Origin of the sequence: Amycolatopsis sp. FBCC-B4732, from assembly GCF_023008405.1 — a bacterium.
In the GTDB taxonomy this organism is placed as follows: domain Bacteria; phylum Actinomycetota; class Actinomycetes; order Mycobacteriales; family Pseudonocardiaceae; genus Amycolatopsis; species Amycolatopsis pretoriensis_A.
This window is the reverse complement of sequence record NZ_CP095376.1, coordinates 1,417,289-1,440,429: the sequence shown is the minus strand read 5'-3', so window position 1 is coordinate 1,440,429 and position 23,141 is coordinate 1,417,289. Positions and strand designations below refer to the sequence as shown.

Here is a 23,141-nt window from a genome sequence, read left to right as displayed (position 1 = left end):
CCGTCACGCTAGCGAGCCGGGGAACGCGCGCACCACGGCGGAAAGTCGGGGGTACGTTGGCGGTCGTGACGGAGTCCCTGCCCGCCGTGAGCCGCACCGCGGTCGGCGTCGCCGCGTTGCGCGCCGCCGAGAGCCGCCGCCCGGACCGCCTGTTCGACGACCCGTACGCGGCCGCGTTCTTCGAAGCGGGCCGCTCCGCGCTGCCGGACGCGTCGCCCGGCGGACCGCAGGCCGGCCTCGGCGCGCTGTTCTACCCGCAGGTCGTGATCCGCACCCGCTTCTACGACGACCACCTGCTCGGCAGCGACTGCACGCAGGTCGTGCTGCTCGCGGCCGGGCTGGACACGCGGGCGTTCCGGCTGACCTGGCCGGCCGGCACCCGGCTGTACGAGCTGGACCTGCCGGAAGTGCTGGCCTTCAAGGACGACGTGCTCGACGAGCAGGACGCCGAGCCTTCGTGCGAACGCGTCGTCGTGCCCGCGGACCTGCGGGAAGACTGGGCGGCCCGGCTGCGCGGCGCCGGGTTCGACCCGGCCGCGCCGACCGCGTGGCTCGCCGAAGGCCTGCTGATGTACCTGACGCCCGAGGAGGCCGAGCGGCTGCTGACCACCGTCGGCGAGCTGTCCGCACCGGGCAGCCGGATCGCGTTCGAGCACCGGCCGGGCACGCCGCCGGACAGCCTGATCGCCCGCGCGAAGGCCGCCGCGGGCGGCGAGCACGTCACCTCGCTGTGGCGGGGCGGGCTCGGCGGGCGGGCACCGGAGTGGCTGGCCGCCCACGGCTGGGCGCCGTCGACGGTCACCCGCGCCGAGCTGGCCGCCGCCTACGGCCGGCCGTCGGACGACGACGCGACCGCCGGCGGCTTCGTCACCGCCGTACGAGGTCAGAGCTCGACGTTGCGGTAGAGCGCCCCGACCTCGCCCTTCGTCAGCCGCCGGATCGAGCCGACGCGCTGGTTGCCGAGCTGGACGTCGCCGACCGCCGTGCGGACCAGCTTGAGCACCGGGTGGCCGGTGTCCTTGAGCAGGCGGCGCACGATGTGCTTCTTGCCCTCGTGGATGACCAGTTCCACCAGCGACTTGCCGGAGTGCATGTCCTTCACCCGGAACTGGTCGACCTTGATGATGCCGTCGGGCAGCTCCCAGCCGTTGCGCAGCTCCTTGCCGAGCCCGCGCGGCACGAGGCCGTCGACCTCGGCGAGGTAGGTCTTGAGCACCCGGTAGGACGGGTGCATCAGCCGGTGGCCGAGGTCACCGTCGTTGGTCAGCAGCAGCAGGCCCTCGGTGTTCTCGTCGAGCCGGCCGACGTGCACGACGCCGGGGGTCTCCTCGTACCGGCCGGCGAGGTAGTCGCCGACGCACGGGCGGCCGCGGTCGTCCGACATCGTCGAGTGGACGCCCTTGGGCTTGTTCAGCGCGAGGTAGATCAGGTCGTCGCGCAGGTTCACGCGGGTGCCGTCGACGTGGATGACCGCCTCGTCCGGGTGCACCCGGCGGCCCAGCTCGGTGACGACCTCGCCGTCCACCTCGACCCGCCCGGCCGCGATCAGGTCTTCCGCCGCGCGCCGGGAGGCGACCCCGGCCTGCGACAGCACCTTCTGCAGGCGGATGCCGTCGGGGTGTTCACTGGATGTCATCGATGGTGTCCACTTCGGGTAGCAACGGAGCGATGGCGGGCAGGTCGTTCAGTGACGACAGCCCCAGTCGCTCCAGGAACAGCTCGGTCGTCACGTACAGCGTGCCGGTCGTGTCGGGGTCGGTCCCCATCTCTTCGATGAGGCCGCGCGCGAGCAGCGTCCGGATCACGCCGTCCACGTTCACGCCGCGCACCGCGGCGACCCTGGCCCGGGTCACCGGTTGCCGGTACGCGATCACGGCGAGGCTCTCCAGCGCGGCCCGGGTCAGCTTCGACCGCTGGCCGTCCAGCAGGAGCTTCTCCACGAACGGGGCGTAGACGTCCCTAGTGTAGAACCGCCACCCTTCGCCGACGCGCCGCAGGTCGATCCCGGACGTCCGGTCGGTGAACTTCTGCGCCATGGTGCGCAGCGCGACGACGATCCGCGCCTTCGGCTGCTCGAGCGTTTCGGCGAGCAGTTCCTCACTGGCCGGCGAGTCGACGACGAGCAGCAGCGACTCGAGCGCGGCTTCCAGTGCCTCGTCGGAGTCGACGTCCGGCAGCAGGCTGATGTCCCCGCTGGCGACCAGGTCGGACTCGGGATCATCGGGCCCCGGCTCCCCCTCGGCCGCGTCGCTTTCCGGTGAAAGCTCCGCCTCGGAATCCGCACTTTCACGTGAAAGTGCGCGCTCGGGATCCGCACTTTCACGTGAAAGTGCGGGCTCGGGGGTGGTCACCTCGGCGACGGGTTCCAGCGGCGACCCGTCCTCGTCCACGGGCTCGCCGGACAGGGCCTCGTCCAGTGCCAGCTCCGCCGCGGCCTCGTCCGGCACCGGCGGCGCCGGTGCTTCGGCCACTTCGTCGTTCTCGGGGTTCACCCGTACTCCTCTTCGTCTCCGGCGGCGCGGTCCAGCTCGGCCGCCGCGGAGGCTTCTTCCTTCGAACCGCCCGTCCAGCGGACGTGCAGTTCGGCCAGTGCCTCGCTCTGCTCGAACTGGACCGTCGCCTCGCGGTAGAGCTCCAGCAGCGCCAGGAAGCGCGCGACGACCTCCACCGTGTGGTCGCAGTCGTCGACCAGCTCGCCGAACGTCGCCTGGCCGCGCTCGGCCAGCATCACCCGCAGGATCGCCGCGTGCTCGCGCACCGAGATGCGGCCCATGTGGATGTGCGCGATCGACACCGTCGGCGGCGGCTTCGGCCGGAACACCGCCACCGCGATTTCCGCGAACTTGTCCGGCGTGACGCCCAGCATGACCTCGGGCAGCAGCCCGACGAACCGGTCCTCCAGCGCCACCGACCGCGGGTACCGCCGCAGCGCACCCTGTTCCAGCTCACCGAACAGCGCCGCCACCTGCTTGTACGCGCGGTACTGCAGCACCCGCGCGAAGAGCAGGTCACGCGCTTCCAGCAGCGCCAGGTCGTCTTCGCTCTCGACCTCGGCCGAGGGCAGCAGCCGCGCCGCCTTGAGGTCGAGCAGGGTGGCCGCGATGACCAGGAACTCCGTCGTCTCGTCGAGGTTCCAGTCGGCGCCCAGCGCGCGCGTGTAGGCGATGAAGTCGTCGGTGACCCGGTGCAGCGCCACCTCGGTGACGTCGAGCTGGTGCTGCGAGATGAGCTGCAGCAGCAGGTCGAACGGCCCCTCGAAGTTGGCCAGCCGCACCTTGAACTTCGACGTGCTCAGTTCTTCGGTGTTGACGCCTTCGGGGATCATCCCGCCGTGCACCGTCTGGTGCTCTTCGGGGACCTGTTCCTCCGGAGCCGGTGCCGGCTCGTCCATCAGCCCTCGGTTTCGCCGCCGTCTGAGCCGACCACCCGCAGCCGTTGCACCAGCACCGACTCTTCGCCGTTGGCGTCGAAGTCGGCCAGCAGCACCGCCACCGCCTCGCGGACCAGCCGGCCGCGGTCGACGACCAGCTCGTGCTTGGCGCGCAGCGTCAACCGGGCCTGCTCCATGGCCACGAGCTCGTCGCCGGAGACGTACACCGTGATCTTCGCGTCGTGCTTCGTCCGTCCCGACCCGTGCGGAGCCGCGCTGCGGGCCAGCTGTTCGGTCCGGCCGTTGCCCGCGGGCTTGGCCTTCTCGGCGGGCTCGGCGGGCGCGGGCGGCGCCTGGGGCGGGAGATCGAGGGCGGGACTGGAGGTGATCCTGAAGAGTTCCGACGCTCCGGGCAGGGAAGCGCGCCTGCTCACCGAGCGATCACCTCGCGGGCCAGCTGGCGGTACGCCGCCGCGCCGGCCGACTTGGGCGCCCAGGTCGTGATCGGCTCACCCGCGACCGTCGTCTCGGGGAACCGCACCGTGCGGTTGATGACCGTGTCGAACACGGTCTCGCCGAATGCCTCCACCACGCGAGCCATGACCTCCTTCGAATGCAGGGTTCTCGGGTCGTACATGGTGGCGAGAATCCCGACTATGTCCAGTTTGGGGTTGAGGCGTTCCTGGACCTTCTCGATGGTGTCGATCAGGAGGGCGACGCCTCGCAGACTGAAGAACTCGCACTCCAGCGGGATGATCACGCCGTCCGCGGCGGTCAGCGCGTTCACCGTGAGCAGGCCGAGCGAGGGCTGGCAGTCCACAAGAACATAGTCGTAGTCGTTCATGACCGGACGCAGGACCCGTAACAACGTGTGCTCGCGCCCTACCTCAGCGACGAGCTGGACCTCCGCCGCGGACAGGTCGATGTTGCTCGGCAGCAGGTCAACGCCGTCCACGCGGGTTTTCATGAGCACGTCGGTGGCACTGACCGACCGCTCCATGATGGCGTTGTAGACCGTGTGGTCCAGTTCGTGCGGCTGGATGCCGAGGCCGACCGCGAGCGCGCCCTGCGGGTCGAAGTCGACGAGGAGCACCTTGCGGCCGTACTCGGCGAGGGCGGCACCCAGGTTGATGGTCGACGTCGTCTTGCCGACGCCGCCCTTCTGGTTGCACATCGCCATGATCTTGGCCGGGCCGTGCCGGTCCAGCGGCGCCGGATCGGGGTGCTCGCGGATCGGGCGGCCGGTCGGCCCGATACCCTCGAGCTTGACCTTCTTGCCGTTGCGTTCCGGCTGCTGTGGTTCGTCGCCTTCGTGGATCGCGGGCGTGGCGATGGTGACCTGGCTGAGGTTCGCCGCCGCCGACCCGGCGGACTCGGCCGTTGCGGCCGGCTGGTTCGGTGTCGACATGGCGCGAAAGCTCCTTGTTCGTCAGCGTCCGCCGCAGCCTATGCGCGGAGTCGGAGCCCCGGCAAAGCAACGCGCCGGACTCGACGGGGCAATGTCACTCGACCGTCGGTCCAGCGTATGAAGGCTGTTCGCGCTCTATAGGGCCGTCTAGCCCAACGCCCGCGGGTGCGCCGTGGCGTACACCTCGCGCAGGGTGTTGACCGTGACCAGCGTGTACACCTGCGTCGTCGTCACCGAGGCGTGGCCGAGCAGTTCCTGGACGACGCGGACGTCGGCGCCGCCCTCGAGCAGATGCGTGGCGAAGGAGTGGCGGAGCGTGTGCGGCGAGACGACGGCCGCGATCCCGGCGCGGCCGGCGGTGTCCTTGAGGACCTGCCACGCGCTCTGCCGCGAGAGCCGGCTGCCGCGGGCGTTGAGGAACAGCGCCGCGGTGCCCCGGCCGCGCGCGGCGAGCGCCGGCCGCGCGCGCACGGTGTAGGCGTGCACCGCGGCGAGCGCGGGCCGCCCGATCGGGACCAGCCGCTGCTTGCCGCCCTTGCCGTCGAGCAGCACCGTGCGCTCGGCGTCGTCGACGTCGTCGAGGTCGAGGCCGACCGCTTCGGAGATCCGGGCCCCGGTCGAGTAGAGCAGCTCCAGCAGCGCCCGGTCGCGCAGCGGGCGTTCGCCGTCCGGCGGCGGAGTCTCCAGCAGCCGGAGGACGTCGTCGACGGGCAGTGCCTTGGGCAGCCGCTTCGCCGGCGTCGGCGGGCGGACCTCGCGGGCCGGGTTGTGCTCGGTGAGCCCCTCGGCGTGGGCGAACTTGTGCAGGCCCCGCACGGCGACCAGGGCCCGCGCGGCCGACGACGCGGCCAGCGGCTTGTGGTCCTCGTCGCCTTCGCGCAGCGCCGCGCCGAACGACGTCACGTGCGCCGAGGTGACGTCGGCGATCTTCCCGATGCCCGCGCCGTCGAGGTGCGCGGCGTACCGGCGCAGGTCGCGGGCGTAGCTGTCCAGGGTGTTGCGCGCGGTCCCGCGTTCGACGACCAGGTGGTCGAGGTACGCGGCGATCACGCCGTCCGTGCTGCCCGGGGCTGCCACGCCGTCACCTTAGGCCGCGCGGCGCTCGTGACCCGGCAGAAACCCCGTTCGGTTACCTTGGAGCCATGGGGTCCGACGAACTCCGCATCGGCACCGCCGAGCGTGAGGAGGCGGCGAGGTTGCTCGCCGATCACTTCGGCATGGGCCGCATCACGCCGGTCGAGTACGAGACGCGGGTGACGGACGCCTACGCGGCGACGACGCTGGGCGAGCTGCGGCCGCTGTTCCGCGACCTGCCGCATCCGCACCCGGGCTTCTTCGGGCCGCCACCGGGACCGATGCCGATGCCGGTGTACGCGCCGCCCTCGATGCCCGTGGCGATGCCGTACGGGCCGCCGCCCGCGGTGTACTCGCACCGGTCGAAGACGGTGGCCGGAGTGCTGCAGATCGTGCTGCCCTTCGGCGTCGGCCGGTTCTACACCGGCCAGACCGGCCTCGGCATCGCCCAGCTCTTCGCCACCTTCTGCACCGGGGTCGGCATCCTGTGGCCGATCATCGACGGCATCGTGCTGCTGGTCAACGGCGGCACGGACGCCGAAGGCCGCCGGCTGCGCCCCTGAACCGGGGCGCAGCCGGGCAGCTCAGGCTTCCTTGCGCTTGGCGAACGCCGTCGGGCGGTCTTCCCACGGGGCGTCCGCCGGCCGGGCCGCGCCCGCGCCGGTGAGCACCGCGTGCGCGGCCAGTACCCCGGACACCGTGGCGCCGTTGACCAGCTCGCCCGCCAGGGCCATCCGCACGGCCTCGGCGAGGGGGAACTTGCGGATCACCAGGTCCGCCTCCTCCTCGCCGAGCACGTCACGCTCCACATCGGACAGTCCGCGGGCCAGGAACACCCGCACGACCTCGTCGGTGAAGCCGGGCGACGCCGCGACGTCGACCAGGGTCACCCAGTCCGAAGCCGCCAGCCCGACCTCCTCGACGAGCTCGCGCTTCGCCGTGCCGACCGGGTCCTCGCCGAGGTGGTCGATCAGGCCGGCGGGCAGCTCCCAGAGCCGGTGCCCGATCGGGTGCCGGTACTGGTGGATGAGCGTGACCTGCTGCTCGTCGTCCAGCGCGACGATCGCCACCGCGCCGAGGTGCTCGATCACCTCGCGGGTCGCGGTGCCGCCGCCGGGCATGACGACCTCGTCGATCCGGAGGCCGACGACCCGGCCGATGTGGATGTCGCGGCTGGCCGCGACGCTGAACTCGTGCTCGCCGGGCGCGGTCACCGGGCCGCCACCGGGGCCTCGGGCAGCTCGACCGGGAGCCGCTCGGCGACCTTGCGGTCCACCACGGCCTTGACGAACGCGCTGAACAGCGGGTGCGGCCGGGTCGGGCGGCTCTTGAGCTCGGGGTGCGCCTGCGTGCCGACGAAGAACGGGTGCTTCTCGGCGGGCAGCTCGACGAACTCGACGAGGTGGTCGTCCGGCGAGGTGCCGGAGAAGACCAGGCCCGCGTCCGAGAGCTGCTTGCGGTAGGCGTTGTTCACCTCGTAGCGGTGCCGGTGCCGCTCGGACACCTCGGTGCTGCCGTAGGCCTTCGCGGCCTGCGAACCCGGCTTGAGCTTCGCCGGGTAGGCGCCCAGGCGCATGGTGCCGCCCATGTCCCGCTCCCCCGCGACGACGTCGCGCTGGTCGGCCATGGTCGAGATCACCGGGTGCTCGGTGTTCTCGTCGAACTCCGACGAGCCCGCGTCCTCGATGCCGGCCAGGTTCCGCGCGGCCTCGATGACCATGCACTGCAGGCCGAGGCACAGGCCGAGCAGCGGCACGCCGCGGGTGCGGGCGTACTCGATCGCGCCGACCTTGCCCTCGATGCCGCGGATGCCGAACCCGCCCGGGATCAGCACACCGTCCACATCGGACAGCACCGATGCCGCGCCGGACGCGGTCTGCGCGTCGTCGGAGGCGACCCAGACGATCTCGACCTTGGCGCGGTGGGCGAACCCGCCCGCGCGCAGGGCCTCGGTGACCGACAGGTAGGCGTCCGGCAGGTCGATGTACTTGCCGACGACCGCGACCCGCACGACCTCGTTCGGGTTGTGCACCCGGTCGAGCAGGTCGCCCCACACCGTCCAGTCGACGTCGCGGAACGGCAGCCCGAGGCGGCGGACGACGTAGGCGTCGAGCGCCTCGCCGTGCAGCACCTTCGGGATGTCGTAGATCGACCGCGCGTCGGGGCAGGCGATGACGGCCTCGGTGTCGACGTCGCACATCAGGCCGATCTTGCGCTTGAGGTCCTCGGGGATCTCCCGGTCGGCCCGGCAGACCAGCGCATCGGGCTGGATGCCGATGTTGCGCAGCGCGGCGACCGAGTGCTGGGTCGGCTTCGTCTTCAGCTCGCCCGAGGGCGCCAGGTACGGCACCAGCGAGACGTGCAGGAAGAAGCAGTGGTCGCGGCCGACGTCGTGGCGGACCTGGCGGCACGCCTCCAGGAACGGCAGCGACTCGATGTCGCCGACCGTGCCGCCCACCTCGGTGATGACGACGTCGGGAGCCTGGCCGGACTCGTCCGGCTCGGCGGCCGCGGTGATGCGGGCCTTGATCTCGTCGGTGATGTGCGGGATGACCTGCACCGTGTCGCCGAGGTATTCGCCGCGGCGCTCCTTGGCGATCACCTCGGAGTAGACCTGACCGGTAGTGACGTTGGCCTTGCCGTCGAGGTCGCGGTCGAGGAAGCGCTCGTAGTGCCCGATGTCGAGGTCGGTCTCCGCACCGTCGTCGGTGACGAAGACCTCACCGTGCTGGAACGGGTTCATCGTCCCGGGGTCGACGTTGAGGTACGGATCGAGCTTCTGCATCGTGACGCGAAGCCCGCGCGCGGTAAGGAGTTGTCCCAGGCTCGAAGCCGTGAGTCCCTTACCCAGAGAGGAGGCGACGCCTCCGGTGACAAAAACGTACTTGGTAGCCCGTGACTGAAGTCCCACGGGCCGCCAGCATATCCCAACCCTGCGGATCCGCTCGTTGTGACATGCCCGAACTGTCTTTTGTGCTCCTGACCACCCTGTCGGGCTACTCAGGCGGCGACCTTCAGCCGGGGACGGCCGGTGAGCGCGCGGCTACCGGGCAGCCGCCGGAGCACCTCCACCATGACGATCGTCAGCGCGATCGTCGCGAGGTAGATGACCGCGCTCAGCCACGGCGCGCCGAAGCGCTCGGCCACGTGCGGGATCACCGGCCCGAGCAGGGCCAGCGCGAGCGGGTGGACGAGGAAGATGCCGAACGACCGGTTCGCCGCCCACGACACCACCCGGGCGCCCCGGCTGCCTTCACGGCGGCGTGCGGCCCACCACGTGGTGAACGCGTAGATCGCCGCGATCACCGTGAGGAACCACGGGATCAGGTACGGCTGGAACGGGTCGCTGGCCACCTGCGGGAACGTTCCACTGTGGACGGTGCGGAGGTAGTACCACTCGGTGCCGGCGAGCACGGCGAGGAGCGCGCCGCCGAGCAGCAGCCGGTGCCGGCCGACCCAGGCGTGCACGGTCTCGAAGTGGAAGGCCACCACGGCCCCGAACAGCGTGTAGAACTGGTACGGCAGGATCGTGGCGTACAGGTGCGTGATCGTCTCGTAGCTCACGCCGAACGGCTGGTACGTCATGAACAGCGTGACGCCGACCTGCACGGCGCCGCTGCCGAGCAGCAGCCACTTGTGCTTGCCCGCGGTCGCCCGCAGCAGCTTGATCAGCACCGGGAACAGCAGGTACACCTGCATCGTCACGAGCAGGAAGTACAGGTGGTACCAGGCACCGCCGGTGACGAGGTCCTTGAGCAGCAAGCGCATCGACGCCTCGAGCGAGTCCGGCTGCTGCGTCCCGGTGACCAGCGAGAAGGCCCAGAAGAACATCGTCCACGCCAGGTAGGGCGTCGCGACCAGCGGCAGGCGCTTGCGCCAGAAGTCGCCGGGGGTGATTTCGCGGCCGCGGTTCTGGAACACCAGCACGAAGCCGGTCAGCGCGAAGAACGCCTCACGGGTGAAGTGCAGCGGCGTCTCGACGGCGTTGGCGCCGACGTCCTGCGCGAAGTTCGTGGCGCCGACCACGTGGATGAGGATCACGCACGCGAACGTGATCAACCGGAAGAGGTCGATCTGGTGCAGGTACGGCGCTTTCCCGCGCTGTCTCGCGAGGCGGGCGGGGGCTTCGAGAGTGGCCTGGGCAGTCGTCATCGTGCCGCCGTTCCGGCACCATCGTCGGCGTGGTTCACGTTGTCAGACTTGCCACCCATTCTGTGAATTTCCCATGAAGCCACTGGGAAGCGCCTGTTGAGCGGGCTCCTGGGGCGTGTCGGATATGCCACTTCCACTCAGGGAGCGATCTCCCGGCGATCATGTTATCGCGTGAGTTCTCCGGTACGCAGCGTGACCTTCGTCATCAAGCTGTGACCTGCGGAAAGAGCGAGCGCAGCGTCACGTCCCGGTTGACGCGCACGTGCTCGACCGCGGACGCCTTCGCCCGCTCGGCGTCGCCCGACGCGATCGCCTCGTACAGCCGCCGGTGCTCGTCGAGCAGGTCGGCCCAGTGCTCGTTCTGGCTCGTGAGCCAGCGGAGCCTGCCCTCCAGCGGCTGGAGCATCGTGGTGAGCAGCGCGTTGCCCGCGATGGCGACGATCTCGTCGTGGAAGCGCGAGTTGAGCACGGTGATCCGGGCGGCGTCCCCGCGAGCCGTCGCGCGGGCCGCGTCGGCGAGGACGCGGCCGAGGCGCTTCAGCTCCGCCGCACCCGCGCGCGACGCCGCCAGCCCGGCCGCCAGCCCTTCGAGCGCCTCCCGGACGTCGAACAGCTCCTCGACGTCGACGCGCGCCAGCTGCCGGACGACGATCCGGCGCGCCGACTGCTCGACGAGGAACCCCTCGGCCTCGAGCGCGCGGATGGCCTCGCGAACCGGCACGCGGGAGACGCCGAGGTCTTCGGCCAGCTCGCGCTCGACCAGCCGGTCACCCGGGCGGAGCCGGCCGGTCAGGATCCGTTCGCGCAGCTCGTCGCGCACCCGCTGGCGGGTGGCCGCCAGGGGCTGCCGCTCGCTCGCCGTCGTCACCGGTCCCCTCTCTTCAACAAGCTCGTAACACGAGTTTACGGACCGGAGGGTTGACGGCGGCGAACCCGAGGGTGATATTTGGGATGCCAAATTTTGGTATCCCAAATCGCCGTCGCTGCACGTCGATCGGAGGCCCGCATGACCGCCGCCCCGCTCACCGAAACCCAGCAACAGACGAGCCCACCCCCGGACCCCCGGCTCTGGAACGAAGACCTCGCCCCCGCGAAGGAACGCCGCTGGAAGGTCTACGACATCTTCGCGCTGTGGATGTCCGACGTGCACAACCTCGGCAACTACACCTTCGCCGCCGGCCTGTTCGTGCTCGGCCTTTCGGCCTGGCAGGTGTTCACCGCCCTGCTGTTCGGCTTCGTGATCATCTACATCGGCATGAACCTGATGGGCCGGATCGGCCAGCGCACCGGCGTGCCGTTCCCGGTCGTCGCGCGGATCAGCTTCGGCACGTTCGGCGCCAACCTGCCCGCCCTGATCCGCGCGATCATCGCGATCTTCTGGTACGGCATCCAGACCTACCTCGCCAGCGTCGCCATCACGCTGCTCGTGCTCGCCATCGACCCGGGCCTGAAACCGCTGACCGAGCACGGTTTCCTCGGCCTGCACGCGCTCGGCTGGATCTGCTTCGTCGCGCTGTGGGCGGTCCAGGCGCTGATCCTCACCCGCGGCATGGAGTCGGTGCGCAAGTTCCAGGACTGGTGCGGCCCGGCGATCTGGGTCGTGATGATCGCCCTAGCCGTCTGGATCCTCGCCGCGGGCAACTGGCACATTTCCCTGACCAGCAGCCCGAAGCAGCTCTCGACCGGCGAGCAGATCCGGCAGTGGTTCGGCGCCGCCGGCCTGATCTTGGCCACCTACGGCACGCTGATGCTGAACTTCTGCGACTTCTCCCGCAACGCCCCGGACCAGAAGACGGTGAAGCGCGGCAACTTCTGGGGCCTGCCGATCAACTCGACGGCGTTCGCGCTGCTGTCGGTGATCGTCACCGCCGGCAGCATGCAGGTGTTCGGCGAGGCCATCACCGACCCGGCCGAGCTGCTGTCGAAGGTGCACAACACGCCGGTGCTGATCGTCGGCGCGCTGACCTTCGCCATCGCCACGATGGGCGTCAACATCGTCGCCAACTTCGTCTCCCCCGCCTACGACCTGGCCAACATCTGGCCGAAGCGGATCTCGTTCACCGTCGGCGGGCTGATCAGCGCGGTGGCCGCGTTGTGCGTGCTGCCGTGGAAGCTGTACTCCTCGCCCACGGTGGTCAACTACTTCCTCGGCGGCCTCGGCGCGTTCCTCGGCCCGCTGTTCGGGATCATGATCGTCGACTACTACCTGATCCGGCGCGGCAAGGTCGACGTCGCCCAGCTCTTCGTCGCCGACGGGATCTACCCGCGGGTGAACCCGCGTGCGCTGGTGACGTTCTTCCCGACCGCCGCGCTGGCGGCGGTGATCGCGCTGGTGCCGTTCTTCGCCCCGGCCGCGCCGTACTCGTGGTTCATCGGCACGGCGTCGTCGGCGCTGCTGTACTTCGCGGTCTCGAGGAAGCACCGATGAGGATCGTCGTCACCAACTGCAACACCACCGAAGCGATGACGAAGGAGATCGAAGCCGGGGCCCGCGCCGCCGCGAGTCCCGGCACCGAGATCCTCGCCAGGACGCCGCGCTGGGGCCCGGAGTCGGCCGAGGGCTGGCTGGACAGCTTCCTGTCCGCTGCGGCCGTGCTGGACCTGTTGCGGGGCCTGGACGAGCCGTTCGACGCCGTCGTGCTCGCCGGGTTCGGCGAGCACGGCCGCGAGGGCGCCCGCGAGCTGCTGGACGTCCCGGTCGTCGACATCACCGAAGCCGCCGCGCACCTGGCCTGCCTGCTCGGCCGGCGCTACGGCGTGGTGACCACTTTGGACCGGACGTGCGGGCTGATCGAGGACAGCCTGCACTCAGCCGGCGTCGCGCAGAACTGCGTCACGGTCACCGGCGCCGGGCTCGGCGTGCTTGAGCTGACGGACGAACGCCGCACGGAATCGGCGTTGCTCACCGCCGGCCGCCGCGCGCGGGACGCCGGCGCGGAGGTGCTCGTGCTCGGCTGCGCCGGGATGACCGGGCTGGACCGGAAGATCGCGACGATGCTGGACATCCCGGTCATCGACGGCGTCGCGGCCGCGGTCCGGCTCGCGGAATCCCTGGTGGCGCTGGGGTTGAAGACGAGCCGCGCGGGTTCGTACGCGCGCCCGCTGGACAAGCGCCGCACCTGGCCCGATTGACACCCGCCGCACGGGGACGTCAGAATCCTCCCCAGCCGTACCGCCGCCCGGTGACGACATGGGGATTCCGACGTCCCCGGAAGGCGGTCGACGTGCGAAAAGCCCTAGGCGCGCTGGCGGTTTCCGCGAGCCTCCTCCTGGTCCCGGTCAGCGGGACGGCGGCCGCCGCGGCGCCACCCCACACGATCGTCACCGACGGCGTCAAGCTCGCCGGGATCAAGCAGGCGATCCGCACCGGCCACGCGTCCCAAGCCCAGCGGGACGCGCTGAAAGCCGTGCTGGACAAAGCGAACACGGCTCTGACCGCCGGGCCGTGGTCGGTCATGAACAAGCCGTCCGCGCCGCCGAGCGGGAACAAGCACGATTACACGAGCCAGGCGCCCTACTGGTGGGCGAGCCGGCCGAAGACGCCGGAAAACCCGCAGGGCTGCCCGTACGTCAGCAAGGACGGCCAGCGCAACCCGGAGGCCGACGCGATCACCGACCACACGTACCGGATGTGGGCGTGGGACGCGATGTACCACCTCTCGCTCGCCTGGTACTACACCGGCGACGCGAAGTACGCGAACCGGGCGGCGCTGGACATCCGGACGTGGTTCCTCGACCCGGCGACGCGGATGAACCCGAACATGACGTACTCCCAGATCATCCCGTGCAAGGACACGGTCAGCGGCACCGGGATCATCGACTCGACGCAGTCGTTCAGCCAGCTGATGGACGCGTTCGCGCTGCTCGACGGCGGCGCGCCGGGCTGGACCGGCCAGGACCGCGCGGGGATCAAGGCGTGGCTGGGCCAGTACCTGACGTGGATGCAGACCAGCCCGCAGGCGAAGCTGGAACTGGCCGCCACCAACAACCACGGCACGTTCCTCGACATGCAGAACGCGGCGATCTCGGCGTACCTGGGCCAGAAGGACGCAGCTCGGAAGATCGTTCTGGACGCCGAGAAGAAGCGGTTCCCGGTGCAGTTCGCCGCCGACGGCAGCCAGCCGCTCGAGCTCTCGCGCACGATGTCGTGGCACTACGTCAACTTCAACCTCACGGCGTGGGGCCGAATGGCCGAGGTGGGCAAGAACCTCGGCGTCGACGTCTGGAAGTACCGGGCCTCGAACGGCGTCACGCTGCGGAAGGTCGTCGACCAGCTGATCCCGGGCGCCCTGCACGGCGCGGAAGCCTGGCCGCACCAGCAGATCGGCGTGTTCGACCAGTCGATCGCGGCGGACATCTTCCACGCGGCGGCCGAGGAAGCGCACGACACCGACGCGGCCGCGGCGGTGAAGCAGATGCCGCTGCCCGCGGGCGGGGACACGTGGCCGGCGCGCGTTTCCTGCTTCCCGCTGGACCCGCCGCTGAAGTAAATCCGGACACAACAGCGCATAGCGCACCGTTTCCATGATTGGTCTAGTCCAAAGCATTGACACTCGGTGCCCGCGCGCGCACATTCATGACCGGGGCCGGACCCGCTCGTGAAGGAACCGTCGTGGACGCCCTCTCCCGCGCCGTCGCGGCCTGGGAGAGGGCCGTCCGCCTGCGCGAGGAGACACCCATGCAGCGAAGATCCGCCGTGTTCGCCGCCGCCGCGGCCGCGCTCGTCGTCGGCGCGTTCACCGCCGCCGGCCCCGCCGCACCCCCGGCGGCCGCCGCCGGCTCCGGCGGGGTCCGGATCGCCTACTACGACCAGTGGTCCATCTACCAGAACGCCTACTACCTGAAGAACGTCGACGCGATCGCCGGCAACCTCGACTACCTGCTCTACGACTTCGAGAACATCGACCCCGCCACCCTCACCTGCTTCGAAACCACGAAGGCGACGACGCCGGACCCGGGCGGCGAGAACGACCCGAACGCCGGCGACGGCGCCGAGGACCAGTTCGCCGACTACCAGAAGACGTTCGGCTCCGACATCAGCGTCGACGGCACCGCCGACACCTGGAACCAGCCGATCGCCGGCAACTTCCACCAGCTCCAGGAGCTCAAGGCCAAGCACCCGAACCTCAAGGTGCTGCTGTCGATCGGCGGCTGGACGTACTCGAAGTACTTCTCCGACGCCGCCGCGACCGACGCGTCGCGCAAGAAGTTCGTCGGCTCGTGCCTGGACATGTTCATCAAGGGCAACATCCCGGCGTCCGGCGGCTACGGCGGCCCGGGCACCGCGGCGGGCATCTTCGACGGCGTCGACATCGACTGGGAGTACCCGGGTTCGCCGACCGGGCACCTCGGCAACCACTACAGCGCCGCCGACACGGCGAACTACACCGCGCTGATGGCGGAGTTCCGCGGCGAGCTGGACGCCTTGGGCGGCAAGCACTACGCGCTCTCGGCCGCCCTGCCCGGCGGCCAGGACAAGATCGCGAAGATCCAGACCGACAAGATCGGCCAGTACCTGGACTTCGGCAACGCGATGACCTACGACATGCACGGCGCGTGGGACGCGACCGGCCCGACGAACTTCCAGGACCCGCTGTACTCGTCGCCGAACGACCCGTCCGGTACGATCCCGCCGGGCACCGAGAAGTACACGATCGACTCGGTGGTCAAGGACTACCTGAACGGCAACAGCACCTACGGCATCCCGGGCGGCTTCCCGGCGGCCAAGCTGACACTCGGCATCCCGTTCTACTACCGCGGCTGGACGGGCGTGCCGTCCGGCTCGAACCACGGCCTCTACCAGCCGGCTTCGGGCCCGTCGCCCGGCCACCCGTCGAGCGGCAACGTCCCCGGCGTCGCGATGTACAAGGAGCTCTCCGGCGTCGTCGACAACCCGGCGGACACGTACTGGGACCCGGTCACGCAGTCGGCCTGGTTCTATGACGGCACCAGCTTCTACGGCGGCTCGTCGGCGCAGTCGGTCAAGGCCCGCACGGACTACATCCACTGCACCGGCCTGGGCGGCGCGATGATGTTCTCGCTCTACGACCTGGACCCGGGCTCGACGCTGTTCCACGCGGTGGTCAACGGCCTCGCGGCGTCGACGCCGAACTGCTCGACGCCCCCGCCGACCACCACCCCCACCACTCCGACCACCACCCCCACGACCCCGACCACGCCCACCACACCGCCGACGACGACCACGCCCACCACACCGCCGTCGATCCCCGCCTGGGCCCCGAACACGGCTTACGCCACGGGCGCGAAGGTGACTTACAACGGCATCACGTACACGTGCCGCCAGGGCCACACCTCACTGGTGGGCTGGGAACCGCCCAACGTCCCCGCCCTCTGGCTGGCCGGCTGAGGGGTCTGCCGCGGCTGGTCGTGAGGTCAGTTGCCGGCGGGGTTGGTGACCCCCGGCGCCGGGGCCTGGGCGTTGCCGGCGATGCCGTACCGGCCGGCCCCGCCGTCGAGTTGTTCCTTCAGGGCCAGGATCGTGCTGACCCGGCCGGCCGAGGAGTCGACGTTGTCCACAGTGGACAGGATGGACGTCGCCGCCGTGTCCGCCCGGACGACGCCGAGCGCGCCGGTGCCTTCGGCCGAACCGGCGTCGCCCGCGAGCACCGTGCCGGCGCCGGAGCGGTCGAGCTGGGTGGCGAAGCGGCCGATCGTCGCCGCGCGGTCGCCCGCGCCGTCGCCGGTCGACTGGGCGCCGGTCAGCACGATCGCCAGCTGGGCCGGCTTGACGTCGCCGCCCGCCTTGACGAACCCGCCGTCGGTGAGCCCGCCGACCGCGGCCGCGAGCTCCTCGCCCGAGGACTGCGGCTTCGCGGTGGTCTTGTCCAGCAGCAGCACCGAACCGAGCAGCGCGCCGGCGAGGGTGCCGGAGTCGCCCGCGGTCGGGAACTTCGAGCCGGCCGGCTGCAGCCGCGTGACGACGTCGCGGAGCTGGTCGGCCTTGTCGGGGTCGGCGAACGCCGGCGTCAGCTGGACCTCGCCGGTCACCGTAGCGCCGGCCTGGCCGATCAGCTGCTTGAGCGCATCCCGGTCGGCCGGGCGCGCGTCGTCGGTGGTCACCAGCACCACGGTCCGCTTGTCCAGCGCGCCGGCGACGACCTTCGGGCCCATCGAGCCGGCGAACGCGTCGGCGTCGGCGAGCCGGGCGTTGAGCGCGTTGCGCTGCGCCTCGAGGTCGGAAACCTGGCTGCCGAGGTCCTTCTTCTCCCCCGCCAGCCCGGACAGCAGCGTGCCGTTCAGCGCGGTCGAGCCGAGCACGACGCCGACGGCCAGCGCGAGGAAGCAGGCGGCGATGGAAACGACGTGGTAGCGCAGCGAAATCACGTGAACAATCCCTTGACCCAGGCAGCGAGCGAATTCCAGGTGTGCCGGAGCCAGTCCAGGTAGACCGAGCCGACGTCGGACACCAGCAGGGCCGCGGCGACCACCACGACCGCGGCGAGCACGAGCAGCACCACCGCGCCGATCGACACCCGGCTGCGGTGCAGCGTCGCCACCGCCTTCCCGTCCACGAGCTTCGTGCCGAGCTTCAGCCGGGTCAGGAACGTCGAGGGATTCGAGCCGGACCGGCCGTGGTCGAGGAATTCGCGCAGGGTCGCCTGGAACCCGACGGTGACGACCAGGCTCGCGCCGTGCGCGTCGGCCAGCAGCAGCGCGAGGTCTTCGGCGTTGCCGGACGCGGGGAACGTCACCGCGCCGATGCCGAGGTCCTGGATCCGCTCGACACCGGGGGCGTGCCCGTCCGGAGCGGCGGGCACCACGACCTCGCCGCCGCCGCGCAGCGTGGCGGTGCCGATGCCGGTGGGGTCGCCGACCATGACGTCGGGCTTGTAGCCCTGCACGTGCAGGGTGTCCGCGCCGGCGTCGACGCCGACCAGCACCGGGCGGTGCTCGGCGATGTACTTCTTGAGCTTCTTGAGGTCTTCGGCGTGCCCGTTGCCGCCCGCCACGACGAGGACGTGCCGGTCGCGGATCGACACCTTCAGCTCCGGCACGCCGACGCCGTCGAGGATCAGCGTGCGCTCGCGCCGCAGGAACTCGATGGTGTTGGCCGAGAACGCCTCGAGCTGCGTCGACATCCCGGCCTTGGCCTCGATCATCTGGTCGGCGACGCTGTCGGCGCTCTGCTCGATGCCCGACGCGACCTGCCGCTCGCCGACGAACACGACGCCGTCGTGCAACCGCAGCTTCGTGCCGTCCTTGATCGTGCGCAGCAGCTCGCCGCCGACCGAGTCGACGAGCGGGATGCCGGCCGCGACGAGGATTTCCGGGCCCATGTTCGGGAACCGGCCGGAGATCGACGGCGACGCGTTGACCACGCCGGCGACCTCCGCCTCGACCAGCGCGTCGGCCGTCGCGCGGTCGAGGTCCAGCTGGTCGAGCACGACGATGTCGCCCGGACTGAGCCGACGCAGGAGCTCCCGCGTGCGGCGGTCGACCCGCGCGACCCCGGTGATCCCCGGGAGGGGTTCTTGGTTCCGCGTGAGCAGGCCGGTGAGCTTCATGTGGCCGATGGTGACAAATTTGCTCGTGGGACGAGGTACGCCACGCCGTAGCCGCTGTGACTCGTTGTGGTGAGCCCCGTCGCCCTCCCCCGCGCGGGTCAGGCCTCGGACTCCTCCGACAGCGAGCCGAAATCGAGGTTCAGCCAGGGGCTCGCGGGGTCCTGAAGGAGCTGGTGGTGGACCCGCACGGTCGCCGGGTACCAGTCGCCGAAGTCGTCGCCGTCGGCGTGCAGCACCCGGCCCATGACGTACCCGGCCGACAGGTCGGCCCATGACTGGTGGTAGCGGCGAGCCAGCGAACCGGCTTCGAGCACCATCAGCTCGGCCGTGAGCGCGTCGCAGTAGCCGGCCGCCAGCCCGGCACGCGCGATGGCGACCGCCCGGCCGACGTCCCAGGACAACGCCGTCGTGACGAAGCCGTCCGCGTCGATCAGCCCGTCGGCGCGGAACCGCTGCTCGTAGCGGGACACGCGCCGGACGGTGTGGCGCAACTCGTCGGCCTGGTCGGCGGCGTCGTTCTCCGCGCACCACCGGTCCACCAGCCCGGCCCAGGTCAGCGGGTCGAACTCGCCGCCCGGCAGCCCGTATTCGGCGGCGAACCGCAGCCGCAGCATGAGCACGAGGTTGCCGGGCGTCAGCGCGTAGCCGTCGCCGATCAGCCGGGTCATCTCCGCGCGCCAGCCGGGCGGGTCGGCCACGCCCCACCAGTCCCGCAGGCTCCGGACCTCGGCGACGTAGTCGTGGAAGCGCGCGTCGAGGACGTTCCACGGCGTCGCTTCGAGCACCGCCAGGTGGGCGCCGCAGGCGAGCGCGTGCGCGATCGGCCCCTCCAGGTGCCCGTACGGCGCCGTGATCAGCCGTTCGACCTGCTCCTCCAGCGGCGTGACGTCGTCGAGGTGCGCGTCGAGCCACGGCTGCAGCGTCGCTCCGGGCAGCCGCCACTCGCCGCGGGTGCCGCGGTTGAACACGACCCGCTCGTGCCGCCCGACGCCGTCGACCGCCCAGTCCAGCGCGCCGCTCATGGCCACGACGTCCGGCCCGAAGTCGGGCAGCGCGCCGCGCGTGAAGACCTGCAGGAACTCGTCGCCGCCGGTCTCGAAGTAGACGTTCGGGAACGTCTCCGCCCGCTCGTCGAGGATGCTGCGCGCGTCCACCCGCCGGATCGGCACGAACAGCTCCTCGCCGGCGAGGAGCCCCAGGTAGCGGTCGAGGTCGCCGTCCCGCCGCGCGGCGGCGAGCTGGGCTTCGACATCGGCGGGCGGCGGCAGGATCACGGGGCGGCTCCCTCCGATCGGCCGGTCAGCACGACGAGCTTGCCCGCCGTCCGGTTGTGCTCCAGGTCGTCGTGCGCCTGCCGGATCTCGTCCATGGCGTACACCTTGGCCGGGCCGAGGCTGGTTTCGCCGTCGGCGATCCGGTCGAGGTGGCGCTGGAGGACGGGGGCGGGCAGGTCGTCCGCCTCACCACCATAAGCGGTCAACCGCACGCCGGCGGGAAGGTAACCGATCGGATAGAAATCTTTGATCGTCCACTGGTTCGACAGCATGCCGGTGAAGCAGACGGTCCCGTGCACGCGGGTGGCGTTCAGGGTGTCCGGCAGGGTCGGCGTCCCGACGAGTTCGAGGGCCGCGTCGACGCCGCCGGGGACGATCTCGCGGACCTGGCGCGCGATGTCGCCGTCGTCGAGGAGCGGGTGGGCGACGCCGTGTTCGCGCAGGGTTTCGAGACGGTCCCGCTGCCGCGTCGTGGCGAAGACGGTGGCGCCGAGGTCCTTCGCCAGTGCGGCGGTGGCGAACCCGAGCGCCGAGGTGCCGCCGCGGATCAGCAGCGTCTGCCCGGCCCGGAGGTCGAGTCCGGTGGTCAGGGAGCCGTACGCGGTCTGGAGCGTCTCCGGGACCTGGCCGAGGACTTCCCACGGCAGGTCCGAGCGGAACGGGATGACCTGCCCGCGCGGGACGAGGGTGTATTCGGCGTAGCCGCCGTCGAAGGTGCGGCCCATCCCACCCATCATCGTGGCGACCTGCTGCCCCGGTTCGAACCCGTCCCCGGCGTCGACGACGCCGACGGCTTCGATCCCGGGCACGCGCGGGAACGTGACGCCGTCGGCCAGCCCGAGCCGGGTGTGCAGCTCGGAGCGGTTGAGCCCGAACGCCTTCACCGCGATCCGGACCCAGCCGGGTTTCACCTCGGGCAGCGGGAGGTCCTCGAGCTCGAGGTTCTCGACCGGGCCGGGTTCTCGGAGTACCACCGCGCGCATCCTGGGTCCTTTCTTCGCAAGCGAACAGTCCGCACAACAACTGTCCGTGCGAGTAGTATTCCCCGGGTGAGCCTGTCCCGAGACCACGACGCGGCCTGGCGGGGGTTTCTCCGTTCGTCGGCGCTGCTGCTGCGCGTGCTCGACGCCGAACTGCGGGCGGAGCACGGGATGTCGCACCGCACGTACGACGCACTGGTCCAGCTTTCGGAGGCCCCGGACCGGCGGCTGCGCATGAAGGACCTGGCCGGCGCGCTCGTGCACAGCGCGAGCGGCCTGACCCGGATCGTGGACGGCCTCGAGTCCTCGGGGTACGCGCGCCGCGAGCCGGACCCGGCGAACCGCCGGTCCACGCTGGTGGTGCTGACTCCGGCGGGCCTCGCGGCGTTGGAGGCGGCGTGGCCCACGCACGTGCGAGGGGTGCAGCGGCACTTCGCGGACCACGTCGACCGCGAGCAGGCACACGTGCTGGCGGAGGTGTTCCGCGGCATCACCGCGGACCTGGACTGACCGCTGCTACTTCTTCTTCGCCGCCCGCTTGCGCTTCGGCGCGAACTCGGTCTTGTCCTTCTCCGCGGTGGCCAGCAGCTCCTCCGCGTGCGCCCGCCCGGTCTCGTTGTCCATCCCGGCCAGCATCCGGGCCAGTTCGCTGACCCGCTCGGCCTGCTTCAGGTTCTTCACGCCGCTGCGCGTCACGCCGCCGCTGTGGCCCTTGTCCACCACCAGGTGCTGGTCGGCGAAGGCCGCCACCTGCGGCAGGTGCGTCACCACCAGGACCTGGTGGGTGCGCGCCAGCCGCGCCAGCCGCCGCCCGATTTCGACCGCCGCACGGCCGCCGACACCCGCGTCGACCTCGTCGAACACCAGCGTCTGCACCGTGTCCGCGTGCGCCAGGACCACCTCGATCGCCAGCATCACCCGCGACAGCTCGCCGCCCGACGCCGCCTTGTGCACCGGCAGCGGCGGGGCGCCGTCGTGCGCCCGCAGCAGCAGCTCGACATCATCGACGCCGTCCGCGCCCGCGTGCACCGCGCGGCCGTCGATGGTCAGCGCGTGCGTGTCACCGTGTTCGGCGGGGCGCTGCTCGACCGTCACCTCGATCGCCGCCTGCCCCATCGCGAGGCCGGACAGCTCCCGGGTGATCTCCGCGGCCAGCTCGGCCGCGGCCTTTTCGCGAGCCGCCGACACCTCGGCGGCGTGCGCGGCCAGCTGCACCCCGAGCTGGTCACGCCGCAGCGCCAGCCCGGACAGTGCCTCTTCCGAGGTGTCCATCGACTCCAGCCGGCGCCGGGCGTCGTCGGCCCAGGCGAGCACGCCGTCGACGTCCGCCGCGTACTTGCGGGTCAGCCGCTTGAGGTCGGCCTGGCGGGCCAGGACCTTTTCCAGCAGCGCCGGGTCGGCGTCCAGCGTCTCGACGTAGCTGCCCAGCTCGGCCCCGACGTCGGCGAGTAGCACCGACGCCTCCTCGAGCCGCGGCGCCAGGTCGCGCAGCACGGCGTCTTCGGACGTCGAGAGCCGCCGCAGCGCTTCGGAGACCAGGCCGGCCGCGCCCGGGGCGTCCGGATCGCCGTCGGCGGAACCGGAAACCGCGCTGTGCGCTTCGGTCGCGGCCGCGCGCAGCTCGTCGACCGCCGCGAGCCGCTTGATCTGCTCGGTGAGCTCGACGTCCTCGCCCGGCTCGGGCGCGACGGCGTCGATCTCGGTGAGCCCGTGCTTGAGCAGGTCGGCCTGCTGGGCCATCTCCCGCGAGCGCGTCGACCGCTCGGTCAGCTCGGCGATCACCGCCAGCCACTCCGCCCGGACCTCCTGGTAGGCGGTCAACGGCTTGGTCACGGCGTCCCCGGCGAACCGGTCGATCACCGCGCGCTGTTCGGCCGGGCGCAGCAGCCGGAGCTGGTCGTTCTGCCCGTGCACCGCGATCAGCTGTTCGGACAGCTCCGCGAGCACGCCGACCGGCACGGACCGCCCGCCGAGGTGGGCGCGCGAACGCCCGTCGACAGCGACCGCCCGCAGCGCGATCACGCTGCCGTCCTCGTCCACGTCGGCACCCGAATCGGTGACGATCCGCTCGGCGCCTTCGACGCCGGCGTAGGTGAACCGCCCTTCCACGAACGCCTTGAGCATTCCCGTCCGGACCTTGGACACCTCGGCGCGGCCCCCGGACAGCAGGTGCAGCCCGGTGACGACCATGGTCTTCCCGGCACCCGTCTCACCGGTCACGACGGTGAAGCCCGCGTGCAGTTCCAGCAGGGCGTCCTCGATGACTCCGAGGCCCTGGATGCGCATCTCGGCCAGCACGCCGCCTACCGTAGCGGCCACCACCGACACTCTGCGCGCCCGGGACCCCGGCGAGTCGCC

22 protein-coding genes are annotated in these 23,141 nt (G+C 71.1%); 7 read left to right on the top strand and 15 right to left on the bottom strand.

Annotated features, from left to right (window positions below; all coding sequences use genetic code 11):
* Positions 1-65 precede the first annotated feature (65 nt).
* Positions 66-905: an SAM-dependent methyltransferase gene (locus tag MUY14_RS05865; protein ID WP_247021582.1), complete on the top strand. Its 840-nt coding sequence runs from the start codon at positions 66-68 to the stop codon at positions 903-905.
* Here the strand turns inward: MUY14_RS05865 and MUY14_RS05860 are convergent.
* The 6 genes from MUY14_RS05860 to xerD all read right to left on the bottom strand — a co-directional run bounded on the left by MUY14_RS05860 (position 884) and on the right by xerD (position 5,828).
* A complete protein-coding gene (locus tag MUY14_RS05860; RefSeq protein WP_247021580.1) occupies positions 884-1,636 on the bottom strand; it encodes a pseudouridine synthase in 753 nt (250 codons plus the stop codon). The genes MUY14_RS05865 and MUY14_RS05860 overlap by 22 nt on opposite strands.
* Positions 1,623-2,492: an SMC-Scp complex subunit ScpB gene (gene scpB, locus MUY14_RS05855; RefSeq protein WP_247021578.1), complete on the bottom strand. Its 870-nt coding sequence runs from the start codon at positions 2,490-2,492 to the stop codon at positions 1,623-1,625. Before scpB ends, MUY14_RS05860 begins: the two co-directional genes overlap by 14 nt.
* Positions 2,489-3,391 carry a ScpA family protein gene (locus MUY14_RS05850; RefSeq protein ID WP_247021576.1) on the bottom strand — a complete coding sequence of 301 codons (903 nt, stop codon included), beginning with the start codon at positions 3,389-3,391 and terminating at the stop codon, positions 2,489-2,491. Before MUY14_RS05850 ends, scpB begins: the two co-directional genes overlap by 4 nt.
* A complete protein-coding gene (locus tag MUY14_RS05845) occupies positions 3,391-3,804 on the bottom strand; it encodes a cobyrinic acid a,c-diamide synthase (RefSeq protein WP_247021574.1) in 414 nt (137 codons plus the stop codon). The genes MUY14_RS05850 and MUY14_RS05845 overlap by 1 nt, the downstream gene beginning before the upstream one ends.
* On the bottom strand, positions 3,801-4,778 hold the full coding sequence (locus tag MUY14_RS05840; protein WP_247021572.1) for a ParA family protein: 978 nt from the start codon (positions 4,776-4,778) through the stop codon (positions 3,801-3,803). The genes MUY14_RS05845 and MUY14_RS05840 overlap by 4 nt, the downstream gene beginning before the upstream one ends.
* Before the next feature lie 147 nt (positions 4,779-4,925).
* A complete protein-coding gene (gene xerD / locus MUY14_RS05835) occupies positions 4,926-5,828 on the bottom strand; it encodes a site-specific tyrosine recombinase XerD (RefSeq protein WP_247025067.1) in 903 nt (300 codons plus the stop codon).
* A 92-nt stretch (positions 5,829-5,920) separates the two neighbouring features.
* On the opposite strand from xerD, the gene MUY14_RS05830 reads away from it, so the two are divergent.
* Complete coding sequence (locus MUY14_RS05830; RefSeq protein WP_247021570.1) at positions 5,921-6,415, top strand: DUF1707 domain-containing protein; 495 nt, start codon at positions 5,921-5,923, stop codon at positions 6,413-6,415.
* A 21-nt stretch (positions 6,416-6,436) separates the two neighbouring features.
* Here MUY14_RS05830 and MUY14_RS05825 read toward each other — a convergent pair whose 3' ends face one another.
* The 4 genes from MUY14_RS05825 to MUY14_RS05810 form a co-directional block, all read right to left on the bottom strand.
* On the bottom strand, positions 6,437-7,066 hold the full coding sequence (locus tag MUY14_RS05825; protein ID WP_247021569.1) for an NUDIX hydrolase: 630 nt from the start codon (positions 7,064-7,066) through the stop codon (positions 6,437-6,439).
* The gene (locus tag MUY14_RS05820; RefSeq protein ID WP_247021567.1) at positions 7,063-8,763 is read right to left on the bottom strand and encodes a CTP synthase; all 1,701 of its coding nucleotides are present in this window, start codon (positions 8,761-8,763) and stop codon (positions 7,063-7,065) included. The genes MUY14_RS05825 and MUY14_RS05820 overlap by 4 nt, the downstream gene beginning before the upstream one ends.
* An 89-nt stretch (positions 8,764-8,852) precedes the next feature.
* The gene (locus tag MUY14_RS05815; RefSeq protein WP_247021565.1) at positions 8,853-10,004 is read right to left on the bottom strand and encodes an acyltransferase; all 1,152 of its coding nucleotides are present in this window, start codon (positions 10,002-10,004) and stop codon (positions 8,853-8,855) included.
* A gap of 205 nt (positions 10,005-10,209) precedes the next feature.
* Complete coding sequence (locus tag MUY14_RS05810; RefSeq protein ID WP_247021564.1) at positions 10,210-10,872, bottom strand: GntR family transcriptional regulator; 663 nt, start codon at positions 10,870-10,872, stop codon at positions 10,210-10,212.
* 138 nt (positions 10,873-11,010) lie between these two features.
* Between MUY14_RS05810 and MUY14_RS05805 the strand changes: the two genes are divergently transcribed.
* From MUY14_RS05805 to MUY14_RS05790, 4 genes are all read left to right on the top strand, one after another.
* A complete protein-coding gene (locus MUY14_RS05805; RefSeq protein WP_247021562.1) occupies positions 11,011-12,432 on the top strand; it encodes an NCS1 family nucleobase:cation symporter-1 in 1,422 nt (473 codons plus the stop codon).
* A complete protein-coding gene (locus MUY14_RS05800) occupies positions 12,429-13,136 on the top strand; it encodes an aspartate/glutamate racemase family protein (RefSeq protein ID WP_247021560.1) in 708 nt (235 codons plus the stop codon). Before MUY14_RS05805 ends, MUY14_RS05800 begins: the two co-directional genes overlap by 4 nt.
* A gap of 92 nt (positions 13,137-13,228) precedes the next feature.
* Positions 13,229-14,494, top strand: a complete 1,266-nt coding sequence (locus MUY14_RS05795; protein WP_247021558.1) for an alginate lyase family protein — start codon at positions 13,229-13,231, stop codon at positions 14,492-14,494.
* Positions 14,495-14,616: 122 nt separating this feature from the next.
* Positions 14,617-16,371, top strand: a complete 1,755-nt coding sequence (locus MUY14_RS05790) for a glycosyl hydrolase family 18 protein (protein WP_396126754.1) — start codon at positions 14,617-14,619, stop codon at positions 16,369-16,371.
* Positions 16,372-16,397: 26 nt separating this feature from the next.
* Here the strand turns inward: MUY14_RS05790 and MUY14_RS05785 are convergent, their stop codons facing one another.
* The 4 genes from MUY14_RS05785 to MUY14_RS05770 form a co-directional block, all read right to left on the bottom strand.
* Positions 16,398-17,348: a copper transporter gene (locus MUY14_RS05785; RefSeq protein ID WP_247021556.1), complete on the bottom strand. Its 951-nt coding sequence runs from the start codon at positions 17,346-17,348 to the stop codon at positions 16,398-16,400.
* A complete protein-coding gene (steA, locus tag MUY14_RS05780) occupies positions 17,345-18,529 on the bottom strand; it encodes a putative cytokinetic ring protein SteA (protein ID WP_247021554.1) in 1,185 nt (394 codons plus the stop codon). The genes MUY14_RS05785 and steA overlap by 4 nt, the downstream gene beginning before the upstream one ends.
* 98 nt (positions 18,530-18,627) lie before the next feature.
* Positions 18,628-19,803, bottom strand: coding sequence for a DUF1266 domain-containing protein (locus tag MUY14_RS05775; protein ID WP_247021552.1), 1,176 nt, complete (start codon positions 19,801-19,803; stop codon positions 18,628-18,630).
* A complete protein-coding gene (locus MUY14_RS05770) occupies positions 19,800-20,786 on the bottom strand; it encodes a zinc-binding alcohol dehydrogenase family protein (RefSeq protein WP_247021550.1) in 987 nt (328 codons plus the stop codon). The genes MUY14_RS05775 and MUY14_RS05770 overlap by 4 nt, the downstream gene beginning before the upstream one ends.
* A gap of 66 nt (positions 20,787-20,852) precedes the next feature.
* Here MUY14_RS05770 and MUY14_RS05765 point away from each other — a divergent pair, with 66 nt between their 5' ends.
* On the top strand, positions 20,853-21,293 hold the full coding sequence (locus MUY14_RS05765; protein WP_247021548.1) for a MarR family winged helix-turn-helix transcriptional regulator: 441 nt from the start codon (positions 20,853-20,855) through the stop codon (positions 21,291-21,293).
* A 6-nt stretch (positions 21,294-21,299) separates the two neighbouring features.
* Here MUY14_RS05765 and recN read toward each other — a convergent pair whose 3' ends face one another.
* The gene (recN, locus tag MUY14_RS05760) at positions 21,300-23,081 is read right to left on the bottom strand and encodes a DNA repair protein RecN (RefSeq protein ID WP_247025065.1); all 1,782 of its coding nucleotides are present in this window, start codon (positions 23,079-23,081) and stop codon (positions 21,300-21,302) included.
* Between the last annotated feature and the right edge of the window lie 60 nt (positions 23,082-23,141).